The 24,892-nt window shown below is 68.4% G+C and carries 24 protein-coding genes; 14 read left to right on the top strand and 10 right to left on the bottom strand.

The window, feature by feature from the left end:
- The first annotated feature begins 38 nt into the window (after positions 1 to 38).
- The 3 genes from MRB47_RS06430 (at position 39) to MRB47_RS06440 (ending at position 2,156) form a co-directional block, all read left to right on the top strand.
- Entirely contained in the window at positions 39 to 1,160 is a 1,122-nt protein-coding gene (locus MRB47_RS06430) for a cupin domain-containing protein (RefSeq protein ID WP_252102238.1), read from the top strand.
- A 23-nt stretch (positions 1,161 to 1,183) separates the two neighbouring features.
- Positions 1,184 to 1,696 (top strand): hypothetical protein, encoded by a 513-nt coding sequence (locus MRB47_RS06435; protein ID WP_252102239.1) that lies wholly within the window; start codon positions 1,184 to 1,186, stop codon positions 1,694 to 1,696.
- Positions 1,697 to 1,889: 193 nt separating this feature from the next.
- Complete coding sequence (locus tag MRB47_RS06440) at positions 1,890 to 2,156, top strand: hypothetical protein (RefSeq protein ID WP_041835919.1); 267 nt, start codon at positions 1,890 to 1,892, stop codon at positions 2,154 to 2,156.
- A gap of 88 nt (positions 2,157 to 2,244) precedes the next feature.
- Here the strand turns inward: MRB47_RS06440 and MRB47_RS06445 are convergent, their stop codons facing one another.
- From MRB47_RS06445 to MRB47_RS06465, 6 genes are all read right to left on the bottom strand, one after another.
- Entirely contained in the window at positions 2,245 to 3,027 is a 783-nt protein-coding gene (locus tag MRB47_RS06445; RefSeq protein WP_252102240.1) for an MBL fold metallo-hydrolase, read from the bottom strand.
- 38 nt (positions 3,028 to 3,065) lie between these two features.
- A complete protein-coding gene (gene bamC, locus MRB47_RS06450; protein WP_015912654.1) occupies positions 3,066 to 4,154 on the bottom strand; it encodes an outer membrane protein assembly factor BamC in 1,089 nt (362 codons plus the stop codon).
- Positions 4,155 to 4,237: 83 nt separating this feature from the next.
- The gene (dapA, locus tag MRB47_RS06455) at positions 4,238 to 5,134 is read right to left on the bottom strand and encodes a 4-hydroxy-tetrahydrodipicolinate synthase (RefSeq protein WP_011804449.1); all 897 of its coding nucleotides are present in this window, start codon (positions 5,132 to 5,134) and stop codon (positions 4,238 to 4,240) included.
- Positions 5,135 to 5,168: 34 nt separating this feature from the next.
- Complete coding sequence (locus MRB47_RS06460; protein ID WP_252102241.1) at positions 5,169 to 5,753, bottom strand: class I SAM-dependent methyltransferase; 585 nt, start codon at positions 5,751 to 5,753, stop codon at positions 5,169 to 5,171.
- 2 nt (positions 5,754 to 5,755) lie between these two features.
- Positions 5,756 to 5,884 (bottom strand): hypothetical protein, encoded by a 129-nt coding sequence (locus MRB47_RS19955; RefSeq protein WP_011804451.1) that lies wholly within the window; start codon positions 5,882 to 5,884, stop codon positions 5,756 to 5,758.
- A 2-nt stretch (positions 5,885 to 5,886) separates the two neighbouring features.
- A complete protein-coding gene (locus MRB47_RS06465) occupies positions 5,887 to 7,104 on the bottom strand; it encodes an MFS transporter (RefSeq protein WP_015912657.1) in 1,218 nt (405 codons plus the stop codon).
- 116 nt (positions 7,105 to 7,220) lie between these two features.
- On the opposite strand from MRB47_RS06465, the gene MRB47_RS06470 reads away from it, so the two are divergent.
- The 4 genes from MRB47_RS06470 to MRB47_RS06485 all read left to right on the top strand — a co-directional run bounded on the left by MRB47_RS06470 (position 7,221) and on the right by MRB47_RS06485 (position 14,441).
- Entirely contained in the window at positions 7,221 to 9,203 is a 1,983-nt protein-coding gene (locus MRB47_RS06470; RefSeq protein ID WP_015912658.1) for a DNA topoisomerase IV subunit B, read from the top strand.
- 40 nt (positions 9,204 to 9,243) lie between these two features.
- Entirely contained in the window at positions 9,244 to 10,122 is an 879-nt protein-coding gene (locus MRB47_RS06475; protein ID WP_252102242.1) for a lytic transglycosylase domain-containing protein, read from the top strand.
- Positions 10,119 to 12,473 (top strand): DNA topoisomerase IV subunit A, encoded by a 2,355-nt coding sequence (gene parC, locus MRB47_RS06480; RefSeq protein ID WP_252102243.1) that lies wholly within the window; start codon positions 10,119 to 10,121, stop codon positions 12,471 to 12,473. The genes MRB47_RS06475 and parC overlap by 4 nt, the downstream gene beginning before the upstream one ends.
- A gap of 192 nt (positions 12,474 to 12,665) precedes the next feature.
- Positions 12,666 to 14,441, top strand: coding sequence for a methyl-accepting chemotaxis protein (locus tag MRB47_RS06485; protein ID WP_252102244.1), 1,776 nt, complete (start codon positions 12,666 to 12,668; stop codon positions 14,439 to 14,441).
- Positions 14,442 to 14,574: 133 nt separating this feature from the next.
- On the opposite strand, the gene MRB47_RS06490 is transcribed toward MRB47_RS06485, so the two are convergent.
- Positions 14,575 to 15,033, bottom strand: coding sequence for a RidA family protein (locus MRB47_RS06490; RefSeq protein ID WP_252102245.1), 459 nt, complete (start codon positions 15,031 to 15,033; stop codon positions 14,575 to 14,577).
- 142 nt (positions 15,034 to 15,175) lie between these two features.
- Here MRB47_RS06490 and MRB47_RS06495 point away from each other — a divergent pair, with 142 nt between their 5' ends.
- Genes MRB47_RS06495 through MRB47_RS06515 form a run of 5 tightly spaced genes read left to right on the top strand, consistent with a single transcriptional unit; the run spans position 15,176 to position 20,541 of the window.
- Positions 15,176 to 17,761 (top strand): DNA internalization-related competence protein ComEC/Rec2, encoded by a 2,586-nt coding sequence (locus MRB47_RS06495; protein WP_252102246.1) that lies wholly within the window; start codon positions 15,176 to 15,178, stop codon positions 17,759 to 17,761.
- Between the two features lie 48 nt (positions 17,762 to 17,809).
- On the top strand, positions 17,810 to 19,273 hold the full coding sequence (locus MRB47_RS06500) for a circularly permuted type 2 ATP-grasp protein (protein WP_047349598.1): 1,464 nt from the start codon (positions 17,810 to 17,812) through the stop codon (positions 19,271 to 19,273).
- A gap of 1 nt (position 19,274) precedes the next feature.
- A complete protein-coding gene (locus tag MRB47_RS06505; protein WP_252102597.1) occupies positions 19,275 to 19,430 on the top strand; it encodes an alpha-E domain-containing protein in 156 nt (51 codons plus the stop codon).
- Positions 19,424 to 19,579 carry an alpha-E domain-containing protein gene (locus tag MRB47_RS06510; RefSeq protein WP_015912665.1) on the top strand — a complete coding sequence of 52 codons (156 nt, stop codon included), beginning with the start codon at positions 19,424 to 19,426 and terminating at the stop codon, positions 19,577 to 19,579. The genes MRB47_RS06505 and MRB47_RS06510 overlap by 7 nt, the downstream gene beginning before the upstream one ends.
- The gene (locus tag MRB47_RS06515) at positions 19,573 to 20,541 is read left to right on the top strand and encodes an alpha-E domain-containing protein (protein WP_011804459.1); all 969 of its coding nucleotides are present in this window, start codon (positions 19,573 to 19,575) and stop codon (positions 20,539 to 20,541) included. The genes MRB47_RS06510 and MRB47_RS06515 overlap by 7 nt, the downstream gene beginning before the upstream one ends.
- Positions 20,542 to 20,574: 33 nt before the next feature.
- On the opposite strand, the gene MRB47_RS06520 is transcribed toward MRB47_RS06515, so the two are convergent.
- The 3 genes from MRB47_RS06520 to MRB47_RS06530 form a co-directional block, all read right to left on the bottom strand.
- Entirely contained in the window at positions 20,575 to 20,952 is a 378-nt protein-coding gene (locus tag MRB47_RS06520) for a hypothetical protein (RefSeq protein ID WP_252102247.1), read from the bottom strand.
- A 152-nt stretch (positions 20,953 to 21,104) separates the two neighbouring features.
- Positions 21,105 to 21,377 carry a VF530 family DNA-binding protein gene (locus MRB47_RS06525; RefSeq protein WP_252102248.1) on the bottom strand — a complete coding sequence of 91 codons (273 nt, stop codon included), beginning with the start codon at positions 21,375 to 21,377 and terminating at the stop codon, positions 21,105 to 21,107.
- A gap of 109 nt (positions 21,378 to 21,486) precedes the next feature.
- On the bottom strand, positions 21,487 to 22,401 hold the full coding sequence (locus tag MRB47_RS06530; protein WP_088887450.1) for a LysR family transcriptional regulator: 915 nt from the start codon (positions 22,399 to 22,401) through the stop codon (positions 21,487 to 21,489).
- Positions 22,402 to 22,566: 165 nt separating this feature from the next.
- Here MRB47_RS06530 and MRB47_RS06535 point away from each other — a divergent pair, with 165 nt between their 5' ends.
- A complete protein-coding gene (locus tag MRB47_RS06535; RefSeq protein ID WP_015912669.1) occupies positions 22,567 to 23,406 on the top strand; it encodes an alpha/beta hydrolase in 840 nt (279 codons plus the stop codon).
- Between the two features lie 224 nt (positions 23,407 to 23,630).
- Positions 23,631 to 24,890: an efflux RND transporter periplasmic adaptor subunit gene (locus tag MRB47_RS06540; RefSeq protein ID WP_252102249.1), complete on the top strand. Its 1,260-nt coding sequence runs from the start codon at positions 23,631 to 23,633 to the stop codon at positions 24,888 to 24,890.
- The last annotated feature ends 2 nt before the right edge of the window (positions 24,891 to 24,892 follow it).

A 24,892-nucleotide genomic window follows, 5' to 3' on the forward strand; every position in this document is an offset into this window, starting at 1 on the left:
GTTCACTGCCCTGCCGCGCGCGCGGCCATTTTGATTCCATGGACGTTCAACAACCGCTGGCCCTGCTCGGGGGCCTGAGCCCGGCGCAGTTCATGCGCCGCCACTGGCACAAGAAGCCGCTGCTGGTGCGCCAGGCCATCCCCGGCTTCAAGCCGCTGTTGAGCCGCGCCGAACTGCTGGAGCTGGCGGGGCAGGACGGTGTGGAGTCGCGCTTCATCCAGGACAAGGCCGGCCAATGGGTGCTGCGCCACGGGCCGTTGGCACGCCGCTCCCTGCCGTCCCTGGCCACGCCGCGCTGGACCGCGCTGGTGCAAGGCGTGGATCTGCACAACGATGCCGTGCACGCGCTGCTGCAGCAGTTCCGTTTCGTGCCCGAGGCGCGGCTTGATGACCTGATGATCAGCTATGCCACCGACGGCGGAGGCGTGGGGCCGCATTTCGACAACTACGACGTCTTCCTGCTGCAGGCCCATGGGCGGCGGCGCTGGCGCATTGGCCGGCAAAAGGACAAGACGCTGCGCCCCGGGTTGCCGCTGAAGATCCTCGCGGCTTTCGAGCCCGAAGAAGAGCATGTGCTCGAGCCCGGCGACATGCTCTACCTGCCCCCGGGCTGGGCCCACGATGGCATTGCCGAGGGGGAATGCATGACCTATTCCATCGGCTTTCGCTCGCCCAATGGTGCCCAGTTGGCGCATGAGGTGCTGCAGCGCATGGCGGAGGCGGCGGCCGACGAGGAGGGGGCCATCTACCGTGACGCACAGCAGTCCGCTGTTGCGAACCCGGGAGCCATCCCGGCCGCGTTGCAAGACTTCGCACGCAAGGCGGTGCAGCGCGCGTTGCAGCAGCCTCAGGCGCTGGAGTGCGCGCTGGGCGAGGCTCTGACCGAACCCAAGCCCAACGTGTGGTTCGAGTCGTCTCCGGCGGGCATGCTGGAGAGCGTGGTGCTGGACCGGCGCACGCGCATGATGTATGACGACAGGCATGTGTTCATCAACGGCGAAAGCTATCGCGCGGCCGGTCGCGATGCGGTACTGATGCGTCGCTTGGCCGACGAGCGTCTGCTGGACTCGCGGGACCTCGCGCGGGCGAGCGATGAAGCATTGGAACTGCTGTCCGCCTGGTGCGAGGCAGGCTGGGCCCATGCGGGCGCGCAGGCCTGACGCGTCGCCGCCGGAGATAAACCATGGAAGACGCCAGCTCGCACGCACAGCCATCGCTGCCCGCTGGCCGGTTTGAAGGGCGGGTGGCATTTCAGCAACTGGTGCGCGATGCCCTGGCATGCGCTGCGCGCGAAGGTTGGCCCGAGCTCATCCTGTCGGACGCCAGCTTCCACGATTGGCCGTTGGGGGAGCGCTCCGTGGCCAATTCCCTGCAGGACTGGGCGCGGGCGGGGCGGCGCTTCGTGCTGGTGGCGGCGGGGTTCGATGAAATCGTGCGGCGGCACGCGCGCTTTGTGCAGTGGCGCGTGCGCTGGGACCACATCATTGTCTGCCGCAAGGCGTCCGTCGCAGATCCGCAGGATGTGCCCAGTGCACTGTGGTCGCCGCTGTGGGCGCTACAACGGCACGACCCGGTGCGGTGCAACGGCGTCGCCGGCGCCGAGCCGGAGCGCCGCATCATCCTGCGCGAATCGCTGCAGGAGTGGGTAGACCGCAAGAGCACTCCTGGATTCCCTGCATCCGTACTTGGCCTGTGACGGATTCACCCTCTTTGTAACAAGGGTAGCCAGTTATTCGTGTTATCCACTATTGACGAAATCTTTCTATAATTTCGAACTGGTTTTGCCCCCGGCGTTTGCTTCGCAAAGCGTAGCGCCACTGCCTGACAGGCCGCGTGGATGGCGGCGTTGGGCTGTTTGATAACAATCGTTCCCCTTGATAGGACACCAAATGAAGAACTCCGTTGTTCTGGCTGCTTTGATCGCTGCTGCCGCTCTCGCCGCTTGCGGCAAGAAGGAAGAGCCCGCACCTGCTCCCGCTCCTGTGGAAGCTCCTGCTCCCGCACCGGCTGTTGAGCCCGCACCTGCTCCCGCGCCCGCAGCGTCTGTCGAGGCACCTGCTGCTGCCGCTACCGACGCAGCTTCCGATGCCGCCAAGGCGGCTGCTGATGCTGCTGCTGCCGCCGCTACCGGCGCTGCCGCTTCCGAAGCCAAGTAAGAACACTCTGATGCCGGGCCCCTCCAGGGGCCGGGCTTGCTGCAAACCCCGTACCGCAAGGTCGGGGTTTTCTTTTTTGGGCAATGGCTCAGTAGCTGGCCTCGATCCAGGGAGTGCCCTCGCGCGGATCGGCCACTACGATGTCACTTGCATGCCACCCCACAGCTTGCGCCAGAGCGGATTGCACGAGATCCGGTCGGTTGTTGCGTGCGCTCAGGTGTGCAGCCACCACGTGTCGCAGATTCGGGTGATGTACGGCGTGCAGGATGTCCGCGCTGACATGGTTGGGAAGGTGCCCACGCGGACCTGCGATGCGCCGTTTCAGGAACACGGGATAGTCGCCCGACGCCAGAAGGTCGGCGTCGTGGTTGGCTTCGAGCAGCAGCGCGTGACAACCCTGCAGCCGTTCCACCACCGTTTCTGCCGCATGGCCCAGGTCGGTCAGTAGGCCGATGTGCGTCGCGCCATCGCTGCAGCGCAAGTGCAATGGTTCACGTGCGTCATGCGGCACGCTGAAAGGATGTGCGCAAAAGCTGCCCATATCGACGGGTACGCCATCGCACGCCACATGCAACAGGCCGTCAAGGTCGGGTGACCCTAGGGCGCCGTAGGTGCCCTCGCTCATCCAAACGGGGATGCGTTCGCGCAGGGCGAGCTTCAGCACGCAGCCCACATGATCGGAATGCTCATGCGTGATGAAGACGGCATCCAACTGCGCCGGGGCCGTACCCGCAGCCTCCAGGCGCCATTGCAGTTGCCGGATGCCCAGCCCGCAATCCACGAGCAGGCGCCGGGTATGCGCGCCGCTGCGCCCTTCAACCAGCGTGGCGTTGCCGGTGCTGCCGCTGGCCAGATTGCGAAAGCGCAGCATCGTGTAGGCGCAAGCGGCGCGGCGCCGCGCCGCCCCTTTTACTTCAGATCATCCGCGAGCACGCGCACGATGCGCTGTGCATTGGCGGAGGTCTCGGGCGCGCCTGCGGCGTTGAGCACCGACACCGTGCTTCGGTTGCCCTCGCTGCGCACCACGATGCGGTACTTCAGCGGCGGCACCGCGTCGGGCGAGCGGCTGAACAGCTTGCTGAAGAAGCCTTGCTCCTTCTTCTCGGTCGGGGCGACGTAGCGGACGAAGTACACGCCCTGGCTGCGGTCTCGGTCCTCCACGGTGAAGCCGGTGCGGTCCAGCGACACGCCTACGCGGCGCCAAGCGCGGTCGAAGCCTTCATCAAGCTGCACCACCGGCACGTTGTCCACCGTGGCCATACGCGCGGACGGGGCGGAGGGTACGGGCGCTGCGGCGGCGGCCTTGGATTGCTCCTCGCTCACGCCCAGCTTGACCATCAGCCGGCGCAGGAATTCGGTTTCCAGTTCCGGATCAGCCGGGCGGGGCTGCCAGACGGTGTTGTCCTTCTGGGTGTTGGTGTAGACCTCCACCATGCCGCGGTGGCTGATGTAGATCTCCGTGCCGCCGCTGGCGTTGCGCTCCAGGCGGGTCCGGAACTTGTCGCGTTCGCCCGTGGAATACAGCGAATCGAAGACCTTGCCGATCGTGGAGCGGATGATGTCCTGCGGCAGCTTGGCGCGGTTTTCGGCCCAGTCGGTCTCCAGCAGGCCGAGCTTGGGTTGTTCCAGCACGTACACGAAGCCGTTTTCGATCCAGAAGTCACGCACCGGGTCCCACAGTTGGTCGGCAGGGCGGTCCACCACCAGCCATCGTTGGTTGCCGTCGCGCTCGATGCGTACGTCTCCAATGGACTTCGGGGCTGCGCTCGCCGCGCCGCGGGGCTGTTGCGCCTGGCCGGCTTCGAAAGCGGCAGCAGACACGACGCCGCCAGGCACCGTGTAGCGTGTGTCGCGCGAGAGCTGCGTCAGGTCCGGAGGCACCTCCAGGGTTGCCCCCTTGGTGGCGCTTTTGTAATCGATCTTGTCGTTCTCCAGCACGGAGCAGGCGGACAGGGTCACGGCAAGGCCCAGCAGGCCCAAACGGGTGGTAGCGTTCACGCGAAAATCCTCATTGATCCAGATTCGGCCGGGAGCGTTCCAAATACGCTGCAAGCTGGCAACAGGCTGGGTGAAATTAGAGCTTAGAGCAGCCCCGCGGCGCGCAGGGCGGCCTCGACCACGGCTTCGTTGCCCTGGCTCAGGGGCGTCATGGGCAGGCGCAGAGCGCCGCCGCACAGGCCCATGCGCTGCACAGCCCACTTCACGGGGATGGGGTTGGCCTCGACGAACAGTTGCTTGTGCACGGGCATCAGGCGGAACTGGATCTCCATGGCACGGCGGGTGTCGCCGGCCAGCGCGGCTACGCATAGCTCGTGCATCAGGCGGGGCGCCACGTTGGCCGTCACGCTGATGTTGCCCTGGCCGCCGCACAGCATGAGCGCCACGGCCGTGGGGTCATCGCCGGAATACACGGCAAAGCCCTTGGGCACGTCGCGGATGAGCCATTGCGCGCGTTCGATGTTGCCTGTGGCTTCCTTGATGCCCACGATGCCGGGCACCTGCGTGAGGCGCAGCACGGTTTCGTGCTGCATGTCCGCCACCGACCGGCCGGGCACGTTGTACAGCACCATCGGCAGGTCGCCCACGGCCTCGGCGATCGCCTTGAAGTGGCGGTACTGGCCTTCCTGCGTGGGCTTGTTGTAATAGGGCACGACCTGCAACTGGCTGTCGGCGCCGACCTTCTTGGCGAACCTGGCCAGCTCGATGGCCTCGGCCGTGGAATTGGCGCCGCAGCCCGCCATGATGGGCACGCGCTTGGCGGCCTGTTCCACGGACACGCGAATGATTTCGCAGTGCTCCTCCACGTTCACTGTGGGCGATTCGCCGGTCGTGCCCACCACGCCGATGCAGTCGGTGCCTTCTGCGATGTGCCAGTCGATGAGTTTGCGCAGCGCGGGGTAGTCCACACTGCCGTCGTCATGCATGGGCGTGACGAGGGCGACGATGCTGCCGGTCAGGGGGGCGCTGGGAGAAGTCATGTCCGCGTTCAAAAACGGTAAAAAGACATTCTAACTAGACGGGGCCCTGCAGCGGCGCGCGCAGAGGCGCGCGCAGAGGCCCGTCCATGGACGGCGCAGGCCGCACGGCGACGATGCGCTGCACGAAGCGCGCGGGCGCGTCGAGGAAGCCTTCCTCATAAGCCACGATGCGCAGGTCCCGGCAGGCCTGCAGCAGTTCGCCCGGCCTCAGCAGGAATTCGGCCCGTGCGGGCCGGCCGACAGTTTCGTTGCCCACGGCGAAGGTCTCATAGAGCAGCACGCCACCGGGCGCCACGCTGTCCACGATGGTGGGCAGCAAAGGACGCCACAGGTAATTGGTGACCACCACGCCGGCAAAGCGCTGCCCGGGCAGGGGCCAGGGGCTAGCCTCGATATCCGCGACGATCGTTGCGCCCCATGGCGCTATGCTTTCGATAGCTTCTGGCGCTTTGTCTATGCCCGTTACCGGGTGTTTTCTTTCATGGAACCAGCGCATGTGACGGCCGTGACCGCAAGCCACGTCCAGCACACTGCCGCCTGCAGGCACCAGGTGGGACCAGCGCTGTATCCATTCCGAGGCCGCGGGCAGCGGCGCATGGGCGGTGCCGTGCGGGGCCATCGTCAGAAGCAGGCCCAGATCTGGTCCGCCAGCGTCAGCATGAAGTCGGGCTGCAGGTACAGCGCGAACACCCCCAGCAGCACCGCGAGCAGCGCAGCTGCGACGATCGACCGCTTGTACAGGGTGCGCATGGTCAGGCCGCCTGAGGGGTGGCGCGCACGATGGCGCCCTCGCGTACGGGCAGGTTCACCAGGCCGGCGAGGATGCCCAGCACAATTGCCAGGTACCACACGATGTCGTAGCTGCCCGTGCGGTCATACAGATAGCCGCCCAGCCACACGCCCAGGAAACTGCCGATCTGGTGGCTGAAGAACACGAAGCCGCTGAGCATGGACAGGTGCTGCACCCCGAAGATCTGCGCAACGGTGGCATTGGTGGGGGGCACCGTGGACAGCCACAGTGCGCCGATCACGGCCGAGAACACGTAGACCGACAACGGCGACAGCGGCACCAGCAGGAAGATGGTGATGGCCACGGCACGGGCGAAATAGATGAACGCCAGGATGTGGCGCTTCGGAATCCGTTGGCCCAGCGAGCCCGCGATATAGGTGCCGAACACGTTGAACAGCCCGATCAGCGCCAGCGCATAGCTGGCCACCTGGGGCGTGAGGCCCTGGTCGCGCAGATAGCTGGGCATGTGCACACCGATGAACACCACCTGGAAGCCGCACACGAAGTAGCCGGCGGTGAGCAGCAGGAAGCTGCGGTAGCGCAGCGCCTCGGCAAAGGCCTCGCCCACGGACTGGGTACGTTTGATGGGGGCGCTGCCATGAAAGCCCGGCTCGCGCAGGCCGAAGGCCAGCGGAACGATCAGGATCACCATGGCCGAGAGCACCAGCAGGGCCTCTTGCCAGCCCAGGCGCAGGATCAGTTGCCCCTCCAGCGGCACCATGAGGAACTGGCCGAACGAGCCCGCCGCAGCGGCCACGCCCATGGCCCAGGAGCGCTTGTCGGCAGGGATCTGCCGGCCCAGCACCCCGTAGATGATGGCGTAGGTGGTGCCCGCCTGCGCAGCGCCGATCAGCACGCCCGTGGTCAGCGAAAACAGCAGCGGCGTGGGAGACAGCGCCATGCCGGCCAGGCCCATGGCGTAGAGCGCTGCGCCGCCGATCAGCACGCGGAAGGCGCCCAGGCGGTCGGCCAGCATGCCGCCAAAGATGCCGAACAGCCCCCAGGACAGGTTCTGAATGGCCATGGCCAGGGCAAAGGTCTGGCGTGTCCAGCCCATGTCCTGGGTGATGGGCTGCAGCCACAGGCCGAAGCCGTGCCGGATGCCCATGGACAGAGTGACGATGGCGGCGCCGCAGATCAGCACCTGGGCCATGGACAGTTTTCGGGTTGCGTCGTGCATCCGGCGAATGTAGCGAAAACCCGTGTCGCCTGCTTGGCGCCCCCCTGTGCGGCACGCTGGCGGGGCAAGAAAGCGCCACCATCCTGGTTTTATATCCAGCACTACAATCCGCCGCCATGGCAGTCAAACCCGCATCCACCTCCGCCAGCGACTACTCCGAAGGCTCGATCCGCGTCCTCAAGGGACTGGAGCCCGTCAAGCAGCGGCCGGGCATGTACACCCGCACCGACAACCCCCTGCACATCATCCAGGAGGTGCTGGACAACGCGGCCGACGAGGCGCTGGCGGGCTTTGGCAAGAAGATCAAGGTGACCTTGCACACCGACGGCTCGGTGAGCGTGGAGGACGACGGCCGGGGCATTCCGTTCGGCCTGCATCCCGAGGAGAACGCACCGGTCGTGGAGCTGGTGTTCACCCGCCTGCACGCGGGCGGCAAGTTCGACAAGGGCAAGGGCGGGGCCTACAGCTTCTCGGGCGGCCTGCATGGTGTGGGCGTAAGCGTCACCAACGCCCTGGCCACACGGCTGGAGGTGGCCACCCACCGCGAGGGCCAGGTGGCGCGCCTGGTGTTTGCGGGCGGCGACGTGACCGAGCCGCTGGCGGCGCGCCCGCTGCAGGCGGGCGAGCGCAAGCAGGGCACCACCGTGCGCGTCTGGCCCGACGCCAAATACTTTGAGTCCAGCAACCTTCCGATGGGCGAGCTGACGCACCTGCTGCGCAGCAAGGCGGTGCTCATGCCCGGCGTCACGGTGCAGCTGGTCAATGAAAAGACGCGCGACACCCAGACCTGGCAGTACAAGGGTGGCCTGCGCGACTACCTGGCGCAGACGCTGAGCGCTGACCCGGTGATCCCGCTGTTCGAGGGCGAGGGCTTCGCCGACCGCCACAACGAGAGCTTTGCCGAGGGCGAGGGCGCCGCATGGTGTGTGGCCTTCACCGAGGAAGGCCAGCCGGTGCGCGAGAGCTACGTGAACCTGATCCCCACCAGCGCCGGCGGCACCCATGAAAGCGGCCTGCGCGACGGCCTGTTCAACGCGGTCAAGAGCTTCATCGAGCTGCACTCGCTCCTGCCCAAGGGCGTGAAGCTACTGCCCGAGGACGTGTTTGCGCGCGCCAGCTATGTGCTGGCGGCCAAGGTGCTGGACCCGCAGTTCCAGGGGCAGATCAAGGAGCGGCTGAATTCGCGCGACGCCGTGCGGCTGGTGTCCAGCTTCGTGCGCCCGGCGCTGGAGCTGTGGCTGAACCAGCACGTGGAATACGGCAAGAAGCTGGCCGAACTGGCCATCAAGGCCGCGCAGACACGGCAAAAGGCCGGCCAGAAGGTCGAAAAGCGCAAGGGCTCGGGCGTGGCCGTGCTGCCCGGCAAGCTCACCGACTGCGAAAGCCGTGACCTGGCCTACAACGAGGTCTTCCTGGTCGAGGGCGACTCGGCCGGCGGCAGTGCCAAGATGGGCCGCGACAAGGAAAGCCAGGCCATCCTGCCGCTGCGCGGCAAGGTGCTCAACACCTGGGAGGTCGACCGCGACCGCCTGTTTGCCAACACCGAGGTGCATGACATCTCGGTAGCCATCGGCGTGGACCCGCACGGCCCGAGCGACACCCCTGACCTGTCCGGCCTGCGCTACGGCAAGATCTGCATCCTTTCGGACGCGGACGTGGACGGCTCGCACATCCAGGTGCTGCTGCTCACGCTGTTCTTCCGCCACTTCCCCAAGCTCATCGAGGCTGGCCATATCTTTGTCGCCCGGCCACCGCTGTTCCGCGTGGACGTGCCGGCGCGCGGCAAGAAGCCCGCGGCCAAGGTGTATGCGCTGGATGAATCCGAGCTGGAAAGCATCCTCGACAAGTGCGCCAAGGACGGCGTGCCGCGCGAGAAATGTCAGATCAGCCGCTTCAAGGGCCTGGGCGAAATGAACGCCGAGCAGCTGTGGGAGACCACGCTCAACCCCGACACGCGCCGCCTGCTGCCGGTGCAGTTGGGCACGTTCGACTTCTCCGCCACCGAGGGCCTGATCACCAAGCTCATGGGCAAGGGCGAGGCCGCCGCGCGCCGCGAGCTCATGGAGCTGCACGGCGACCTGGTGGATGTGGACATCTGACGAAGGCACCCTCGCCATGACTGCGCGCCTGGGATACCGTATGCGTAACAGCCTTTTGGGGCTTTTGCGCACGGCTGGCATGTGCTGCGCGCTCCTGTTTTTGCAGCAAACCGCGCATGCGGACCTGTGGGCCTTCGTGGACGAGCGCGGGGTGACGCATTTCGCCGCGCAGCAGCTGGACGAGCGTTACGCGCTGTTCTTTCGCGGCAACGACTTCGACTCCGAGCGCGACGGCTCCAACACCGGACGTCAGGGTGCGGCCGATGTCTCCACCGGGCCGGCCAGTCCCTCGGGGGCGCGGCTGCTGGCCTTCTTCGAGGTGTCGCACGACTACAAGCTCGTGCGCCAGCACCTGCGCTCGGCGTCGGCGCGCCATGGCGTGGACTACGCGCTGCTGCAGGCGGTGATCGCCACAGAGTCGGGTTTCAACACCCGTGCGGTTTCACCGCGCGGCGCCGTGGGGCTGATGCAGCTCATGCCCGCCACCGCCAGCCGCTTCGGCGTGAGCGGCGACGCCAGGCGCTCGGTGGAACAAAAGCTGGTGGACCCCGCCACCAACGTGGCCGCGGGCACGCGCTACCTGCGCTACCTCATGGATCTCTTCGAGGGCCGCCTGGACCTGGCGCTGGCAGCCTACAACGCGGGCGAGGGTGCCGTGCAGCGCGCCGGCAACCGCGTGCCCGCCTACCGTGAGACGCGCAACTACGTACAGAGCGTGATGGGCCTGTATGCGCTGCTCAAGCCGCCGCTACCGACGCGCAATCAGCGCGCGAACCCCGGGCGCGTGCGCATGGAACTGCCCGCCACGCCCCATTCCCTATCCGATGCCGGTGAGCGCGGCGACGCGCAGCGCATGTCCACGCCTGCGCCCACGCGCCTGGCCCGGCAGTCATCGACCGAGTCTGTCTTCACTGAATGAGCGACCAACCCACTCTCGACTTCTCCGCGCCCGCCGACCACGGCGACAGCCTGGAACTGGCCGGCTATGCCCAGCGCGCCTATCTGGAATACGCCCTCTCGGTCGTCAAGGGCCGCGCGCTGCCCGACGTGTGCGACGGTCTCAAGCCCGTGCAGCGGCGCATCCTCTATGCCATGGACCGCATGGGCCTGGGCTACAGCGGGCCAAACCGCAACGTGGCGGCCAAGCCCGTCAAAAGCGCCCGCGTGGTGGGCGACGTGCTGGGCCGCTTTCACCCGCACGGCGACCAGTCGGCCTACGACGCACTGGTGCGCCTGGCGCAGGACTTCAACCAGCGTTACCCGCTGATCGACGGTCAGGGCAACTTCGGCAGCCGCGATGGCGACGGCGCGGCGGCCATGCGCTACACCGAGGCGCGCCTGACCCGCATCGCCGGCCTGCTGCTGGACGAGATCGACATGGGCACGGTGGATTTCGTGCCCAACTACGACGGCAGCACGCAGGAGCCGCGCCAGCTGCCCGCGCGGTTGCCGTTCGCGCTGCTCAACGGCGCCAGCGGCATCGCCGTGGGCCTGGCCACCGAGATCCCCAGCCACAACCTGCGCGAGGTGGCCGACGCCTGCGTGGCCTTGGTCAAGAAGCCGCAGTTGAGCGACGAGGAGCTGTTCGCGCTGGTCCCCGGCCCTGACTACCCGGGCGGCGGCCAGATCATCAGCACTGATGCGGACATCCAGGACGCCTACCGCACGGGCCGCGGCAGCCTCAAGGTGCGCGCGCGCTGGAAGATCGAGGACCTGGCGCGCGGCCAGTGGCAGATGGTGGTGACCGAGCTGCCGCCAGGCGTCTCTGCGCAGAAGGTGCTGGAGGAGATCGAGGAACTCACCAACCCCAAGGTCAAGACCGGCAAGAAGGCGCTCACGCAGGAGCAGACGCAGCTCAAGGCTGCGCTGCTGGCGCTGCTGGACGGCGTGCGCGACGAGTCCAGCAAGGACGCGCCGGTGCGCCTGGTCATCGAACCCAAGACCGGCAAGGTGCCGCAGCAGGACCTCATCACCGCGCTGCTGGCGCACACCAGCCTGGAGACTTCCGCGCCCATCAACCTGACCATGGTGGGGCTGGACGGCAGGCCCGTGCAGAAGTCGCTGCGCGAGATGCTGCAGGAGTGGATCGACTTCCGCCAGACCACCATCACGCGGCGCAGCCAGCACCGGCTGGACAAGGTGCTGGACCGCATCCACATCCTGGAGGGGCGGCAGCTGGTGTTGCTGAACATCGACGAGGTGATCGCCATCATCCGCCAGGCCGACGAGCCGAAGGCGGCGCTGATCGCGCGCTTTCACCTGTCGGACCGCCAGGCCGAGGACATTCTGGAAATCCGCCTGCGCCAACTGGCGCGGCTGGAAGCCATCAAGATCGAGCAGGAGCTGAAAGAGCTGCGCGACGAGCAGGGGAAGCTGGAGGACATCCTCGCCAACCCCGCCTCGCTGCGCCGCCTGATGGTCAAGGAGATCGAGGCAGACGCCAAACTGTTCGGCGATGCGCGCCGCACGCTGATCCAGGCCGAAAAGAAGGCCGTGGCCGAGGTCAAGGTGCTGGACGAACCCGTCACCGTGGTGGTGTCCGAAAAGGGCTGGGTGCGTGCGCGCCAGGGCCACGGGCACGAGGCGGGCAGCTTCGCCTTCAAGTCGGGCGACGGCCTGTACGGCACCTTTGAGTGCCGCACGGTGGACACGCTCATCGTCTTCGGCAGCAACGGGCGGGTGTACTCGGTGGCGGTGTCCAGCCTGCCGGGCGGGCGTGGCGACGGCCAGCCCATCACCACGCTGATCGAGCTGGAGGCCGGCACGCAACCGATGCACTACTTCGCCGGACCGGCCAACGCAGCGCTGCTGCTTGCGGGCTCGGGCGGCTATGGTTTCCTGTCTACCGTGGAGCACATGACCGCACGCAACCGTGGCGGCAAGGCCTTTGTGAACCTGGGTGAGGGCGAACGCCTGTGCCGCCCCTCGCATGCGGCGTTCACCAGCGGCAGCCAGCCGCTGGCGCCCGCCACCCATGTGTGCTGCGCATCCGTGGGTGGGCGAGTGCTCACGTTTGAGATCGCCGAACTCAAGCTCATGGAAAAGGGCGGCCGCGGGCTGATGCTCATCGACCTGGAGCCCAAGGACCAACTGGCCGGCGCGGCGGCCTACACGCGCAGCGTGCGCTTCGTGGGCGTGGGCCGTGGCGGCAAGCCGCGCGAGGAGCAGCTGGAGATCCGCTCGCTCAACAATGCGCGCGCCGTGCGCGGGCGCAAGGGCAAGGCGGCCGACCTGGGTTTCAAGCCGTCCGACGTGCTGCGCGTGGAGTGATTCAAAAACAATAGCTGGTCGCGCTTGCTGGTACAAGATTTTACGGATAAAAGCCGTTGAAGTTACGGTGTAGAAAGCGCGAGAAGCTATTTTTTTGATAGCGATAGTATGTCGCGTGGGCGGCGGGGCTTCTTTGTTGCGTTTGGTAGCATTCTCGCAACCCCGCCATAACGAATTCCAGGAGCCCACCCCATGAGATCGCTGCGCATTTCCCACAAACTCTGGCTCGCCGTGGGCTGCATCGTGCTCGCCCAACTGACCGTCGTGGGCGTGGCTGGTGTGCGCTCTGCCAGGGCGCAGGCCGAATCCGACGCCTTGAGCCGCGAGATGACGCAGCGCGTGCAGACGGCCACACGCTGGGCCGGCCTGACCGAGACCAATGCGGCCCGCACGCTGGCGCTGGTGCTCAGCACCGACGCCGTGGTGGAGCAGGCGTTCAAGGGCGACATTGCCGCCACCTCGGCGCGCATCAGCGAATTGCAAAAGGGGCTGGAAGCCATGGCGCTCACGCCCGCCGACCGCGAGCAGATGGGGCGCATCGCCACCGCGCGCAAGGCCATGATCGATCTGCGCAACCAGGCCCGCCAGCTCAAGGACGCCGGCAGCCATGACGAGGCGGTGCGCCTGGCGCAGCAGTCCTACGTGCCCGCCGTGGCCACCTATCTGGGCACGCTGCAGGATTTCGTGCGCATGCAGGAGCAGACCGCCCAGGCGCGTCAGGCGGAGATGGCCGCCACGCGCATGCTCACGGTGAAGCTGGCGGCCGCGGCCGCAGCCATGATGCTCGCGGCCATCGTTCTGGGGGCGTATTTCCTGATCCGCAGCATCCAGCGCCCGCTGGCCGAGGCCAACGCGCTCGCGGCGCGCGTGGCGGACGGCGACCTGCGCGAGCAGGCGGTGGATGTGCAGCGTGGCGATGAATTTGGCGAGCTGCTGCGCTCGCTGGCCGGCATGCGCGACTCGCTGGCGCGCATGGTGCAGGAGGTGCGCCACACCACCGACAGCATTGCCGTGGCCAGCGCGCAGATCGCCACCGGCAACCAGGACCTGTCCGCGCGCACCGAATCCACCTCCAGCAACCTGCAGCAAACCGCCGCGGCCATGGAGGAGTTCACCAGCACCGTCCAGCACAGCGCGGCGACGGCGGGCCAGGCCAGCCAGCTGGCCGGCGGCGCGAGCGACGTGGCGCGCCGCGGCGGCAGCGTGGTGGGGGAGGTGGTGTCCACCATGGACGACATCCAGCACAGCAGCCGCAAGATCGCCGACATCATCGGCGTCATCGACGGGATCGCCTTCCAGACCAACATCCTAGCGCTGAATGCGGCCGTGGAGGCGGCGCGCGCCGGTGAGCAAGGCCGGGGCTTTGCCGTGGTGGCGGGCGAAGTGCGCAACCTGGCGCAGCGTTCGGCATCGGCCGCCAAGGAGATCAAGGACCTGATCAGCGACTCGGTGGGCCGCGTGGAAAGCGGCTCGCGCTTGGTGCACAGCGCGGGCTCCACCATGCAAGAGGTGGTGCAGTCGGTGCAGCGCGTGGCCGACATGATGGGCGAGATCACCGCCGCCGCCACCGAGCAAAGCGCAGGCATCTCGCAGGTGAACCAGGCCGTGGGTCAACTGGACCAGATGACGCAACAGAACGCGGCGCTGGTGGAGGAGAGCGCCGCCGCGGCGCAAAGCCTGCGCGAGCAGGCCGATCACCTCACGCGCGTGGTGGCAGCATTCCGCATCGATGGCGCGGTAGCTGCTGTGCCGTCAGCCGCACGCCCCGTGCCGGCCGCTCCACAGGCACGTCCCATGCCGGTGGCACCTGTGGGCAAGGCACCCGCCGCGCCCCGCGCGGCGGCAGTGCCGGCACGGGCGCCGGCGCAGCGTGTGGCGGCCCCCCTGCGTGCGGCTGCTGCACCTGCCGCCGCCGCACGGCCTGCGGCCCTGGCCCAAGGTGGTGAGGACGATTGGGAGTCCTTCTGATCCGCGTGCGGTCGCACGCCTTGCGCTGACGGGGCGCCTTGCTTGCCACGCGGGCGCGCGGGGCTGGCTCCTTCACCTTCCGCATGCCGCGACGAGCGCACGCGGGAGGCTGGGAAAGAACGCGGTGCGCGGCTCAGGCCAGCTCGGCGATCAACTCGATCTCCACGCAGGCACCCATGGGGATCTGTGCCACCCCAAAGGCGCTGCGCGCGTGCTTGCCCTTGTCGCCGAACACTTCGCCCAGCAGTTCGCTGGCGCCGTTGGTCACCAGGTGCTGCTCGGTGTAGCCGCCCGTGGAGTTCACCAGGCTCATCACCTTCACGATGCGCTGCACGCGGTTCAGGTCGCCGCCGGTGGCGGCATGCAGCGTGCCCAGCAGGTCGACGGCCACGGCGCGTGCGGCGGCCTTGCCTTCCTCGGTGGTGATGTCGCGGCCGAACTGCGCGGCCCAGGGCTTGCCGTCCTTGCGGGCAATGTGGCCGCTCAGGAACACCAGGTTGCCGGTCTGCACATAGGGCACGTAGGCGGCGGCGGGCACGGCCACGGGGGGCAGGGTGATGTTGAGTTCCTTCAGCTTGTCGTAAACGCTCATGGCAATCCTTGAAAACGAGGGCGGGCGCGGCACGGCCCGGGAAACGCGCCCACGGCCGCCGACGCGGCGTGGGACCGGGCGAGTGTTGCACATCGCCACGCCGGCGGAGCACCCATCGCGTGCGTTCGCATAGCATGCGGCCATGGACCAGTGGGCGCCCGAAGGGCCACAGCACCAGCAGGGAGGGAGCACCGCCGCGCGGGTGGCGACGGCGTCCGCTCGCGTGCCGGTCGCTCGCGTGTCTGTGGTGCGGGCCTGGCATCTGCCCGTTGCGCTGGCTGCGGGGGTGCTGGGTGTGGCGCTGCAACTGCAGCAGCCTGCGCTGTGGCCCTGGCCGTCCTATGCGGGGTTGATGGTTGGCGCGTTGCTGGCGGCCGGGGGGGGCGCCTGGTGGGCCGGTGTGCGCGGCCCGCGCCGCTGGCACGGCAGCGGCGTGGCGATTCTGGCCGCGGTGCTGATGTACGGGCTGTGCGGCATGCGCGCTGCGGTCTTCCTGGAGCAGTCTCTGGCGCCGGCGCTGGAGGGGCGTGATCTGCGCGTGACGGGCGTGGTTGCCGCCATGCCGCAGCCGCGCGAGACCGGGTTGCGCCTGCGGCTGGAAGTGGAGGCGGCGCAACTGGACGGTGCGCCCGTGCGTGTGCCGCCGCTCATCGACCTGACCTGGTATGCCGGCGGGCTGGGTGGTGAGGCAGGCGCGGACAGTCCTCCGCCCGCTGTGCGCGCCGGTGAACGCTGGCGCCTGACCGTGCGCCTGAAGGCGCCGCACGGCGGGCGCAATCCGCACGGCTTCGATTACGAGCTGTGGCTATGGGAGCAAGGGGTGCAGGCCACGGGCTATGTGCGCACCAGCGCGCGGCTGGATGCGCTGCACGGCCCGCCTGAGCGGCTGGGCGCCACCTGGCGCCACCCCGTGGAGCAACTGCGCCAGCGGGTGCGCGACGCCATCGTGCGCACGCTGGTGGACCCTGCGCAGGATGCAGCCCGCCAGCGTGCGGCCGGGGTGGTGGCGGCGCTGGTCACGGGCGACCAGCGCGCCATCGAGCGGGCGGACTGGGATGTGTTCCGCGCCACGGGCGTGGCCCACCTCATGAGCATCTCGGGGCTGCACATCACGCTGTTTGCCTGGCTTGCGGCCGCACTGCTGGACCGGGCCTGGCGCCGCTCGCAACGCCTGTGCCTGGCCGTGCCCGCGCCCACGGCGGCGTTGGTGGGCGGTGTGCTGCTGGCCGCTGCCTATGCGCTCTTCAGCGGATGGGGCGTGCCCGCGCAGCGCACGGTGTGCATGTTGGCCACGGTGGCGCTGCTGCGCCTGTCGGGGCGGCGCTGGCCCTGGCCGCAGGTGTGGCTGCTGGCCTGCGCGGTGGTGCTGGCGGTCGATCCGTGGGCGCTACTGCAGCCGGGCTTCTGGCTGAGCTTTGTGGCCGTGGCCGTGCTGTTTGCTACCGATTTGGGAGCTGCTCGCGCTTATCCAGTGGGCGTTACAGGCCGTTTTTATGCATTGCTGCGTGAACAGTGGGTGGTGACGCTGGCGCTCACGCCCCTCACGCTATTACTGTTCGGGCAGGTTGCGCTGGTGGGGCTGCTGGCCAATCTGGTGGCGATTCCGTGGACCACGCTGGTGGTCACGCCGCTGGCGCTGCTGGGGGTGCTGTGGGCGCCGCTGTGGCAGGCGGCGGCGTGGTGCGTGCAGGCGTTGTCGGTGTTGCTGCAGTGGCTGGCAGCCTGGCCCTGGGCGCAGGTCGCTTTGCCCATGGCCCCGCTGTGGGCCGGCGCGGCAGCCGTGGCCGGCGGCGTATTGCTGGCGCTGCGCCTGCCGTGGGGCGTACGTGCCCTGGGCCTTGCGCTGCTGCTGCCGGCGCTGTGGTGGCAGCCCGCGCGCCCGCAGCCGGGGCAGTTCGAGCTGCTGGCCGCCGACGTGGGCCAGGGCCAGGCCGTGCTGGTGCGCACGGCGCGCCATGCGCTGCTGTACGACGCCGGCCCGCGCTACCACCAGGACAGCGACGCGGGCGAGCGCGTGCTGGTGCCCCTGCTGCGCGCGCTGGGCGAACGGCTGGACCTGCTGGTGTTGAGCCACCGCGATACCGACCACACCGGCGGTGCCGCGGCAGTGCTGGCGCAACAGCCGCAGGCACGCCTGCTGGGGTCGATTGAGGCCGACCATGCACTGCAGGCCCTGCGGCCCGCCGAGCCTTGCCTGGCAGGCCAGCACTGGAACTGGGACGGCGTGCTTTTCGAAGTGCTGCACCCGCCGCGCGATGCGGGCGATGTGCCGGGCGCCCGTGCGCCGACGTCCAACGCCACGAGCTGTGTGCTGCGCATCGCAGCCGCGCGGACCAGTGACAACACCGGCGGTGCGGTGGCCCTGCTGGTGGGCGACATCGAGCGCGCGCAGGAACAGGCGCTGGTAGATGGTGGTGCCGCGCTGGCGGCAGACCTGCTGCTGGTGCCGCACCATGGCAGCAAGAGCTCGTCCAGCGCGCCGTTCCTGGATGCCGTGCAGCCGCGCACCGCGCTGGTGCAGGCTGGCTACCGCAACCGCTTCGGCCACCCCGCGCCCGACGTGGCGGCGCGCTACCGGCAGCGCGGCGTCTTGCTCGTGCAGTCGCCGCCCTGCGGTGCGGCGCGTTGGGTATCCGGTGCGCCGCTGGCCGTGCACTGTGAACGAGAGGCCACGCGGCGCTACTGGCACCACCGCGTGCCCGAGGCGTCACTTTTGCCGCAGCCGTAGCGTTGCCGGGCCTGCAACTTGCTATCCTGGGGTCAGGAGGCACGCCGCATGCAGCAGTTCGACGAGATGTACACCGTGCTGCCCTTCGGGGGCAGCGACGTGCGGGCGCACTACCGGCATTACGGCCAGTGGCTGGCGCAGCAGCCGGCCGATGCCATGCAGGCCCGCCGCGCGCAGGCCGAGGTGATCTTCCGCCGCGTGGGCATCACCTTCGCCGTGTATGGCGACAAGGACGAGGAGGGCGCCGGGACCGAGCGGCTGATCCCCTTCGACCTGATTCCGCGCATCATCCCCGCGCAGGAATGGCGCCGCATGCGGCGCGGCCTGGTGCAGCGTGTCACGGCGCTCAACCGTTTCATCCACGACATCTACCACGGCCAGGACATCCTGCGCGCAGGCATCGTGCCTGCCGACCTGATCCTGGCCAATGCGCAGTTCCGTCCCGAGATGGTGGGCCTGGACGTCCCGCAGGACGTGTACGCGCACATCGCGGGCATCGACCTCGTGCGCGCGCCGGGCGCGGATGGCGAGGGCATCCACTACGTGCTGGAGGACAACCTGCGCGTGCCGTCCGGCGTGTCATACATGCTGGAAAACCGCAAGATGATGATGCGGCTGTTTCCCGAGCTGTTTGCGCTGCACAAGGTGGCCCCCGTGGCGCACTATCCCGACCTGCTGCTGGACACGCTGCGTGCCAGCGCGCCGGCCTGGAGCAGCGCCGACCCCACCGTGGTGGTGCTCACGCCCGGCATGCACAACAGCGCCTATTTCGAGCACGCCTTCCTCGCGCAGCAGATGGGCGTGGAGCTGGTCGAAGGCCAGGACCTGGTCGTCAAGGACAACGTCGTCTACATGCGCACCACGCGCGGCCTGCAGCGCGTGCATGTCATCTACCGGCGCGTGGATGACGACTTCCTCGACCCACAGGTGTTCCGGCCCACCTCCACACTGGGCTGCGCGGGGCTCATGCAGGCCTACCGCGCGGGCAACGTGGCCATCTGCAACGCCGTGGGTACGGGCATTGCGGACGACAAGTCGGTGTACCCGTACGTGCCCGAGATGATCCGCTTTTACCTGGGCGAGCAGCCCATCCTGGCCAACGTGCCCACCTGGATGTGCCGCCGCCCTGAAGACCTGCAGTACGTGCTGGGGCATCTGCCGGAGCTGGTGGTCAAGGAAGTGCACGGCGCGGGCGGCTACGGCATGCTCATCGGACCCGCGGCCACGCGCGCCGAGATCGAGGCCTTCCGCGCCGCGCTCATCGCCAATCCCGCGGGCTACATCGCCCAGCCCACGCTCTCGCTCTCGACCTGTCCCACCTACGTGGATGCGGGCATCGCGCCGCGCCACATCGATCTACGGCCCTTCGTGCTCAGTGGACAGAAAGTGCAGATGGTGGCCGGCGGGCTCACGCGCGTGGCGCTCAAGGAGGGCTCGCTCGTCGTCAACTCGTCGCAGGGCGGCGGCACCAAGGACACCTGGGTGCTAGGGGATGAGGATGGAGGTCAATGAGATGCTGAGCCGCACTGCCGACCATCTGTTCTGGATGTCCCGCTACACCGAGCGGGCAGACAGGTCCGCCGCAGGCGGGCTTGCGACACAACACAGCGGGCGCGCGCAGCGCGTGCGGGGTTTGCTGCCCGCCCAAGCCGAGGAGGCCACATGCTGAGCCGCACTGCCGATCACCTGTTCTGGATGTCCCGTTACACCGAGCGGGCAGACAGGTCCGCCGCAGGCGGGCTTGCGCCACAACACGGCGGGCGCGCGCAGCGCGTGCGGGGTTTGCTGCCCGCCCAAGCCGAGGAGGCCACATGCTGAGCCGCACTGCCGATCACCTGTTCTGGATGTCCCGTTACACCGAGCGGGCAGAAAACACCGCCCGCATGCTCAACGTCAGCTACGAGACCTCCCTGCTGCCGCAGTCCGATGCCCAGGCGCAGGAGGGCTGGCGCGGGCTGCTGTCGATCAGTGAGCTGATTCCCGCCTACACCGCGCGGCAGGGTGCGATCACGGCCACGGGTGTGCTGCGGTTCATGGTGTGCGACGAGGGCAACCCGTCGTCCATCGCCGCGTGCCTGCGCGCGGCGCGCGAGAACGCGCGCGCCGTGCGCGGTGCCCTCACCACGGAGGTGTGGGAGACGTTGAACCAGACCTGGCTGGAGCTGTCACGCCAGCTGCGCGAGGGGGCCTTCGAGCGCGACCCCGGGCAGTTCTTCGAATGGGTCAAGTACCGCTCGCACCTGTCGCGCGGGGTCACGCTGGGCACCATGCTGCAGGACGAGGCGTTTCACTTCCTGCGCCTGGGCACCTTCCTGGAGCGCGCCGACAACACGGCGCGGCTGCTGGACGTGAAGTTCCATGCGGTGCAGAGCGATTTTCATGGGTTGGCGGGTGATGCCCGCCGCTCTACGCCCGAGGCCGACTTCTACCACTGGAGCGCCATCCTGCGCAGCGTTTCGGCGTTTGAGGTCTACCGCAAGGTGTACCGCGACGTGATCACGCCCGAGCGCGTGGCCGACCTGCTCATGCTGCGGCGGGACATGCCGCGTTCGCTGCATGCCAGCATGCACGAGGTGGTGGACAACCTGGCCGCCGTCGCGCATGAGCATTCGGGGGAGACCGAGCGGCGGGCCGGACGCCTGCTGTCCGATCTGCGTTACGGCCGCATCGACGAAATCCTGGCCACCGGCCTGCATGCCTACCTTACGCAGTTCCTGGACCGCGTGAACGAACTCGGCGGCTGCATCAGCAGGGACTTTCTCGCGCCCGCGGCGGACTGACCGCCACTTCCGGGCCCGGGCTCCGGGGGGTGTTTATTGGCCCTGTGCCATCTGGCGGCTCTGGGCGTCTTGCGCGCAGTTCGCGCGCGCGCCCTGGCGGGCAGGGGGCACCAGGCCGTACTGGGCCAGCACGCTGGCCTCCAGCTCGCCCGACTCGCGCGCGCATTGCAGTTCGGCAATCACTTCAGCGCGTGTGCGGCCGACAGCGTTGGTACGGTCGTGGGTGGAATGGGGCATGGCGGTCACCTGCGTCTGCGCTGCCGAGGGCGCGGGGGTGTGCTGCGGCACCTGGGCCAGCGCGCCCGTGGTGGCGGTGCCGGCCAGCGCCAGTACGGCACTGGCGATGGCGCCGCGCAGCAAGGGGCGGCGCGTGGAAGGGACCTGCGAGGTCAGCGTATGCAAGGCGTTCATGAGGGCTCCTGTGGGGACACTGCCGGCGGCACCATGCCGTCCGTGGAGCCACTGTGCCGGCCCGCCCGTCGGCGTTCCAGCGCATTGCGACGAGCCGCGCGCCGGCGTGCGCCAGCTGCCGTGCACGTTCGCCAGTGCGGCCGTCCCCGCGGTCAACGCGATGCGTTGCGCCGCTGCTCGCGCAGCATGAACAGGTACAGGCCCTCGACCTTTTCGCGCGCCCATGGCGTCTTGCGCAGGAACTTGAGGCTGGAGGCGACGCTGGGGTCGCTCTGGAAGCTGCGCACGGGAATGCGGCTGGCCAGACCCTCCCAGCCGAAGTATTGCTGCAGCGCCACGACCATCGCCTCCAGCGTGATGCCGTGCAGCGGATTGCGGGGCTGTGCGGGTGGTTGTGGGGCGGGCGCTGCAGGTTGGTCGGTCATGGACGGCGAGCATACGCGCTTGCCGCTCACGAACGTTGGTTTGAAGGAAATTGCCCTCTAGCGCTTATTTGGTAAGCGCTAACAGCTATTAAAAATATAGCAATTGCCTCTACTGGTGTTGCAGCAGCGGCTCGTTGGCAAACAGCTCCGCAGCCCAGTCGACGAAGGCGCGTACCTTGGCGCTCAGATGGCGGTTGGGCGGATACACCACGTACACGGGCAGCAGGGGGTGGGACCAGTCGGGCAGCACGCGCACGAGTTCGCCGCGCTCGAAGTGCTGCTGGGCCTGGAAGGTAGTGATCTGCCCCACGCCCTGGCCGGCGACGAGGGCATTCAGATAGGCGTTGCTCTCGTTCACGGCCAGGTGAGAGGGGCCCGAGGTTTCGATCACCTCGCCGTCCTTGTGAAACTCCAGCGGATAGCGGCGCGCCGAGACGGGCGAGAAGTAGATCACGGTGCGGTGGCTGCGCTCCAGGTCCAGAGGGTGCGCGGGCACGCCAAAGCGCTCCAGGTAGGCGGGCGCGGCCACGGTGATGAATTCCAGGTTTCCGATGCGCCGCGCCACCAGGGACTGGTCGGCCAGCTCGCCGCCGCGGATCACACAGTCGACGTTGTCGCCGATGAGGTCCACGGTGCGGTCGCTGACGCCCAGGTCGATCTGGATGTCGGGGTAGCGCTCCTGGAACTGCGCCAGGTTTGGCACGATGAGCAGCCGCGCCACCGACGATCCCACGTCCACGCGCAGACGCCCGCGCGGGTTGGCGCGCGCCTGGCTCATGCTGGCTTCGATGTCGTCGAAGTCGGCCAACAGGCGCACGGTGCGGTCGTAGAACGCGGCGCCGTCGGCCGTCACGGTGACGCGGCGCGTGGTGCGGTTGAGCAGCTTCACGCGCAGGCGCTCTTCCAGCGCCTGGACGTGCTTGGTCACGGTGCCCTTGGGCAGCTGCAATGAATCGGCGGCGCGCGTGAAGGTGCCAGCTTCGACCACCCGCGCGAATATGCGCATGGCCTGTATCTGGTCCATGTGCTTCTCCTTCTCTTGTCCCTTGTGAGGCCGACGGATTTTCACACGCACCGTGCGCGCCGATTGTTCGGCATTGGGAAACAGTGCGGTGAAAGATGCACCATTTATCGGCACTGCCCGCCTCGCTACATTTCCCATCAACCGGACTTGCCGGCCAACCCAACCATGATCCAGAGCACCCGTCCTTCATCGCCCTCCCTCTGCACCGACACCACCATTGAGGTGGCCACGGAGCAGCAGGTGGCTGTGCGCATGTACGGACGCAAGAAAGCTGGCGAGACGTCGCCGCTGGTGGTGCATTTCCATGGTGGCGCATTCGTGTCGGGTGACCTCGACAACGGTTGCACGGTGGGTGGGCTGCTGGAGGCCGCGGGCGCGCGGGTGGTGTCGGTGGCGTACCCGCTGGCACCGGCGCATCCGTTTCCCCAGCCGCTGGAGACCGGCTACGCCGTGCTCAAGTGGGCGTTCAAGCACCGCTCGCGCCTGGCGGGGCCGGGTGCGCTCGTGTATCTGGCGGGCGAGGAGGCGGGTGGCAACCTGGCGGCGGGCATCAGCATGATGGCGCGCGACCAGTCGCATCCACCGCTGGCCGGCCAGATCCTGCTGTCGCCCATGCTGGACCCCTGCGTGGGTACCCCGTCACTGCGCGCCGCCACGGGCGAAGCCACGGCGTGCAAGTGGGCCGATGGCTGGCTGAAGTTTTTCCGCTGCGCGCGCGATGCCGAGCATCCCTACGCCGTGCCCGGTACCGCGCAGCGGCTGGCGGGTCTCCCGCCCACACTGGTGCTGGTGGGCGACACCGATCCGCTGCGCGACGAGGCGCTGGCCTACGCCGCGCGCTTGGAAGCGGCGGGGCTTGCGGTCAAGCGGCATGTCTTCACCCAGGCGGCGCAGTGGCCCGACGCCCTGCTGCAACCCGGAACGAATCCCTGCCCCTGCGCGGTGCAGGTGCAGGAGCAGTTCCGGCTTTTCTTTGAGGCCACGCGATGTCCGGCATCGAGCTGAGCCTTGTGATCCAGCCCCTGTACAGGCTTTAGGGAGGGGCGAGGCGCCTGATTCTCACCTGCGGTGAGTTTCCGCGCGCCGAGCCCGCTCCAGCGCCAACCCGGCGTTCCCGCCGCCCCTGTTGTTCCGGCTTTGCGTGCCGGAGGAGAAAGCCTTGCCTGAATCTGCCGCCGCGCACTGCGAGCGGCCTGTCGTTGATTGCCGAAAGGCCTGGAGGAATCACCATGAATTCACCATTTTTCTCGTCGTCCCGTCGCCGCTGGTGGACCGCCGCCGGCGTGTCCCTTGCCGTGGCCGTAGCCGGGGGAACCGTGCTGGGCCTGCAAAGTTCGCATGCCGAGGCGCCCGCCGCTGGCACGGCCCCGCAGGCCATGCCGGTCTCGGTGGCGGCCGTGCTGCAGCAGGACATTGCGCTGTGGGACGAGTTCTCCGGCCGGCTGGAAGCCGTGCAGCGCGTGGACATTCGCCCCCGTGTGGCGGGCGCCGTGCAGGCAGTGCATTTCCGCGAGGGCGCACTGGTGAAGCAGGGCGACCTGCTCTTCACCGTCGACCCTGCGCCCTACGCGGCCGAGGTGGACCGGGCGGAGGCACAGGTCGTCGCCGCGCAGGCCCGCGTGTCCTACACCCGCAGCGAGATGGAGCGCGCCACGCGCCTGTGGGAAGAGCGCGCCATTGCCCAGCGCGAGCACGACGAGCGTGCCAACGCCCAGCGCGAGGCTGAGGCCAACCTGCGCGCGGCCCAGGCGGCGCTGCAGACCGCGCGGCTGAACTTGGGCTACACGCAGGTGCGCGCGCCCGTCGCGGGGCGGGTGGGCCGCATCGAGGTCACGGTGGGCAACCTGGTGGCGGCGGGGGCCGGCGCGCCGGTGCTCACCACGCTGGTCTCGGTGAGCCCGATCTATGCGAGCTTCGACACTGACGAGCAGGTGGTTGCGCGTGCGCTGGAAGACCTGCGCACCAGCACGCGCTCCAGTGGCAACGCACGTGCCGCGGTGGACCGCATACCGGTGCAGATGGGCACGGGCACCACGGGTGGCACGCCGCACGTGGGGCACCTGCAACTCATCGACAACCAGGTGGATGCCCGCAGCGGCACGGTGCGCGTGCGCGCGGTGTTCGACAACGCCGACGGCACGCTCATGCCGGGCCAGTTCGCACGCATCCGCATGGGCCAGGCGCACCGCTCCTCGGCCGTGCTCATCAACGAGCGCGCCGTGGGCACGGACCAGAACAAGAAGTTCGTGATGGTGGTGGGCGAGGGCGACAAGGCCGAATACCGCGAAGTGCACCTGGGGGTGCACGTGGATGGGCTGCGCGTCGTCACCTCGGGCCTCAAGGCCGGCGAGCGCATTGTCGTGAATGGCCTGCAGCGCGTGCGCCCCGGCGTGCAGGTGGCGCCGCAGGAGGTGCCCATGGCCGCCAAGGCCGAACTGGACGGCAACGGCGCGCAGGCGCGCGCCACGCCCAAGCAGCCCGCTGCCTGAGG

Origin of the sequence: Diaphorobacter sp. LI3 (assembly GCF_022807955.1) — a bacterium.
Lineage (GTDB): Bacteria > Pseudomonadota > Gammaproteobacteria > Burkholderiales > Burkholderiaceae_C > Diaphorobacter > Diaphorobacter nitroreducens.

Excerpts from the sequence above, each read along its gene's own strand:
- MRB47_RS06495 (WP_252102246.1), top strand. The coding sequence starts at position 15,176 with ATGGACCAGTGGGCGCCCGAAGGGCCACAGCACCAGCAGGGAGGGAGC.
- MRB47_RS19955 (WP_011804451.1), bottom strand. The coding sequence starts at position 5,884 with ATGCGCACCCTGTACAAGCGGTCGATCGTCGCAGCTGCGCTGCTCGCG.
- MRB47_RS06500 (WP_047349598.1), top strand. The coding sequence starts at position 17,810 with ATGCAGCAGTTCGACGAGATGTACACCGTGCTGCCCTTCGGGGGCAGC.
- MRB47_RS06505 (WP_252102597.1), top strand. The coding sequence starts at position 19,275 with ATGCTGAGCCGCACTGCCGACCATCTGTTCTGGATGTCCCGCTACACC.
- MRB47_RS06520 (WP_252102247.1), bottom strand. The coding sequence starts at position 20,952 with ATGAACGCCTTGCATACGCTGACCTCGCAGGTCCCTTCCACGCGCCGC.
- parC (WP_252102243.1), top strand. The coding sequence starts at position 10,119 with ATGAGCGACCAACCCACTCTCGACTTCTCCGCGCCCGCCGACCACGGC.
- MRB47_RS06435 (WP_252102239.1), top strand. The coding sequence starts at position 1,184 with ATGGAAGACGCCAGCTCGCACGCACAGCCATCGCTGCCCGCTGGCCGG.
- MRB47_RS06540 (WP_252102249.1), top strand. The coding sequence starts at position 23,631 with ATGAATTCACCATTTTTCTCGTCGTCCCGTCGCCGCTGGTGGACCGCC.
- MRB47_RS06440 (WP_041835919.1), top strand. The coding sequence starts at position 1,890 with ATGAAGAACTCCGTTGTTCTGGCTGCTTTGATCGCTGCTGCCGCTCTC.
- dapA (WP_011804449.1), bottom strand. The coding sequence starts at position 5,134 with ATGACTTCTCCCAGCGCCCCCCTGACCGGCAGCATCGTCGCCCTCGTC.
- MRB47_RS06460 (WP_252102241.1), bottom strand. The coding sequence starts at position 5,753 with ATGGCCCCGCACGGCACCGCCCATGCGCCGCTGCCCGCGGCCTCGGAA.
- MRB47_RS06490 (WP_252102245.1), bottom strand. The coding sequence starts at position 15,033 with ATGAGCGTTTACGACAAGCTGAAGGAACTCAACATCACCCTGCCCCCC.
- MRB47_RS06510 (WP_015912665.1), top strand. The coding sequence starts at position 19,424 with ATGCTGAGCCGCACTGCCGATCACCTGTTCTGGATGTCCCGTTACACC.
- MRB47_RS06430 (WP_252102238.1), top strand. The coding sequence starts at position 39 with ATGGACGTTCAACAACCGCTGGCCCTGCTCGGGGGCCTGAGCCCGGCG.
- MRB47_RS06470 (WP_015912658.1), top strand. The coding sequence starts at position 7,221 with ATGGCAGTCAAACCCGCATCCACCTCCGCCAGCGACTACTCCGAAGGC.
- MRB47_RS06465 (WP_015912657.1), bottom strand. The coding sequence starts at position 7,104 with ATGCACGACGCAACCCGAAAACTGTCCATGGCCCAGGTGCTGATCTGC.
- MRB47_RS06445 (WP_252102240.1), bottom strand. The coding sequence starts at position 3,027 with ATGCTGCGCTTTCGCAATCTGGCCAGCGGCAGCACCGGCAACGCCACG.
- MRB47_RS06515 (WP_011804459.1), top strand. The coding sequence starts at position 19,573 with ATGCTGAGCCGCACTGCCGATCACCTGTTCTGGATGTCCCGTTACACC.
- MRB47_RS06485 (WP_252102244.1), top strand. The coding sequence starts at position 12,666 with ATGAGATCGCTGCGCATTTCCCACAAACTCTGGCTCGCCGTGGGCTGC.
- MRB47_RS06525 (WP_252102248.1), bottom strand. The coding sequence starts at position 21,377 with ATGACCGACCAACCTGCAGCGCCCGCCCCACAACCACCCGCACAGCCC.
- MRB47_RS06530 (WP_088887450.1), bottom strand. The coding sequence starts at position 22,401 with ATGGACCAGATACAGGCCATGCGCATATTCGCGCGGGTGGTCGAAGCT.
- MRB47_RS06535 (WP_015912669.1), top strand. The coding sequence starts at position 22,567 with ATGATCCAGAGCACCCGTCCTTCATCGCCCTCCCTCTGCACCGACACC.
- MRB47_RS06475 (WP_252102242.1), top strand. The coding sequence starts at position 9,244 with ATGCGTAACAGCCTTTTGGGGCTTTTGCGCACGGCTGGCATGTGCTGC.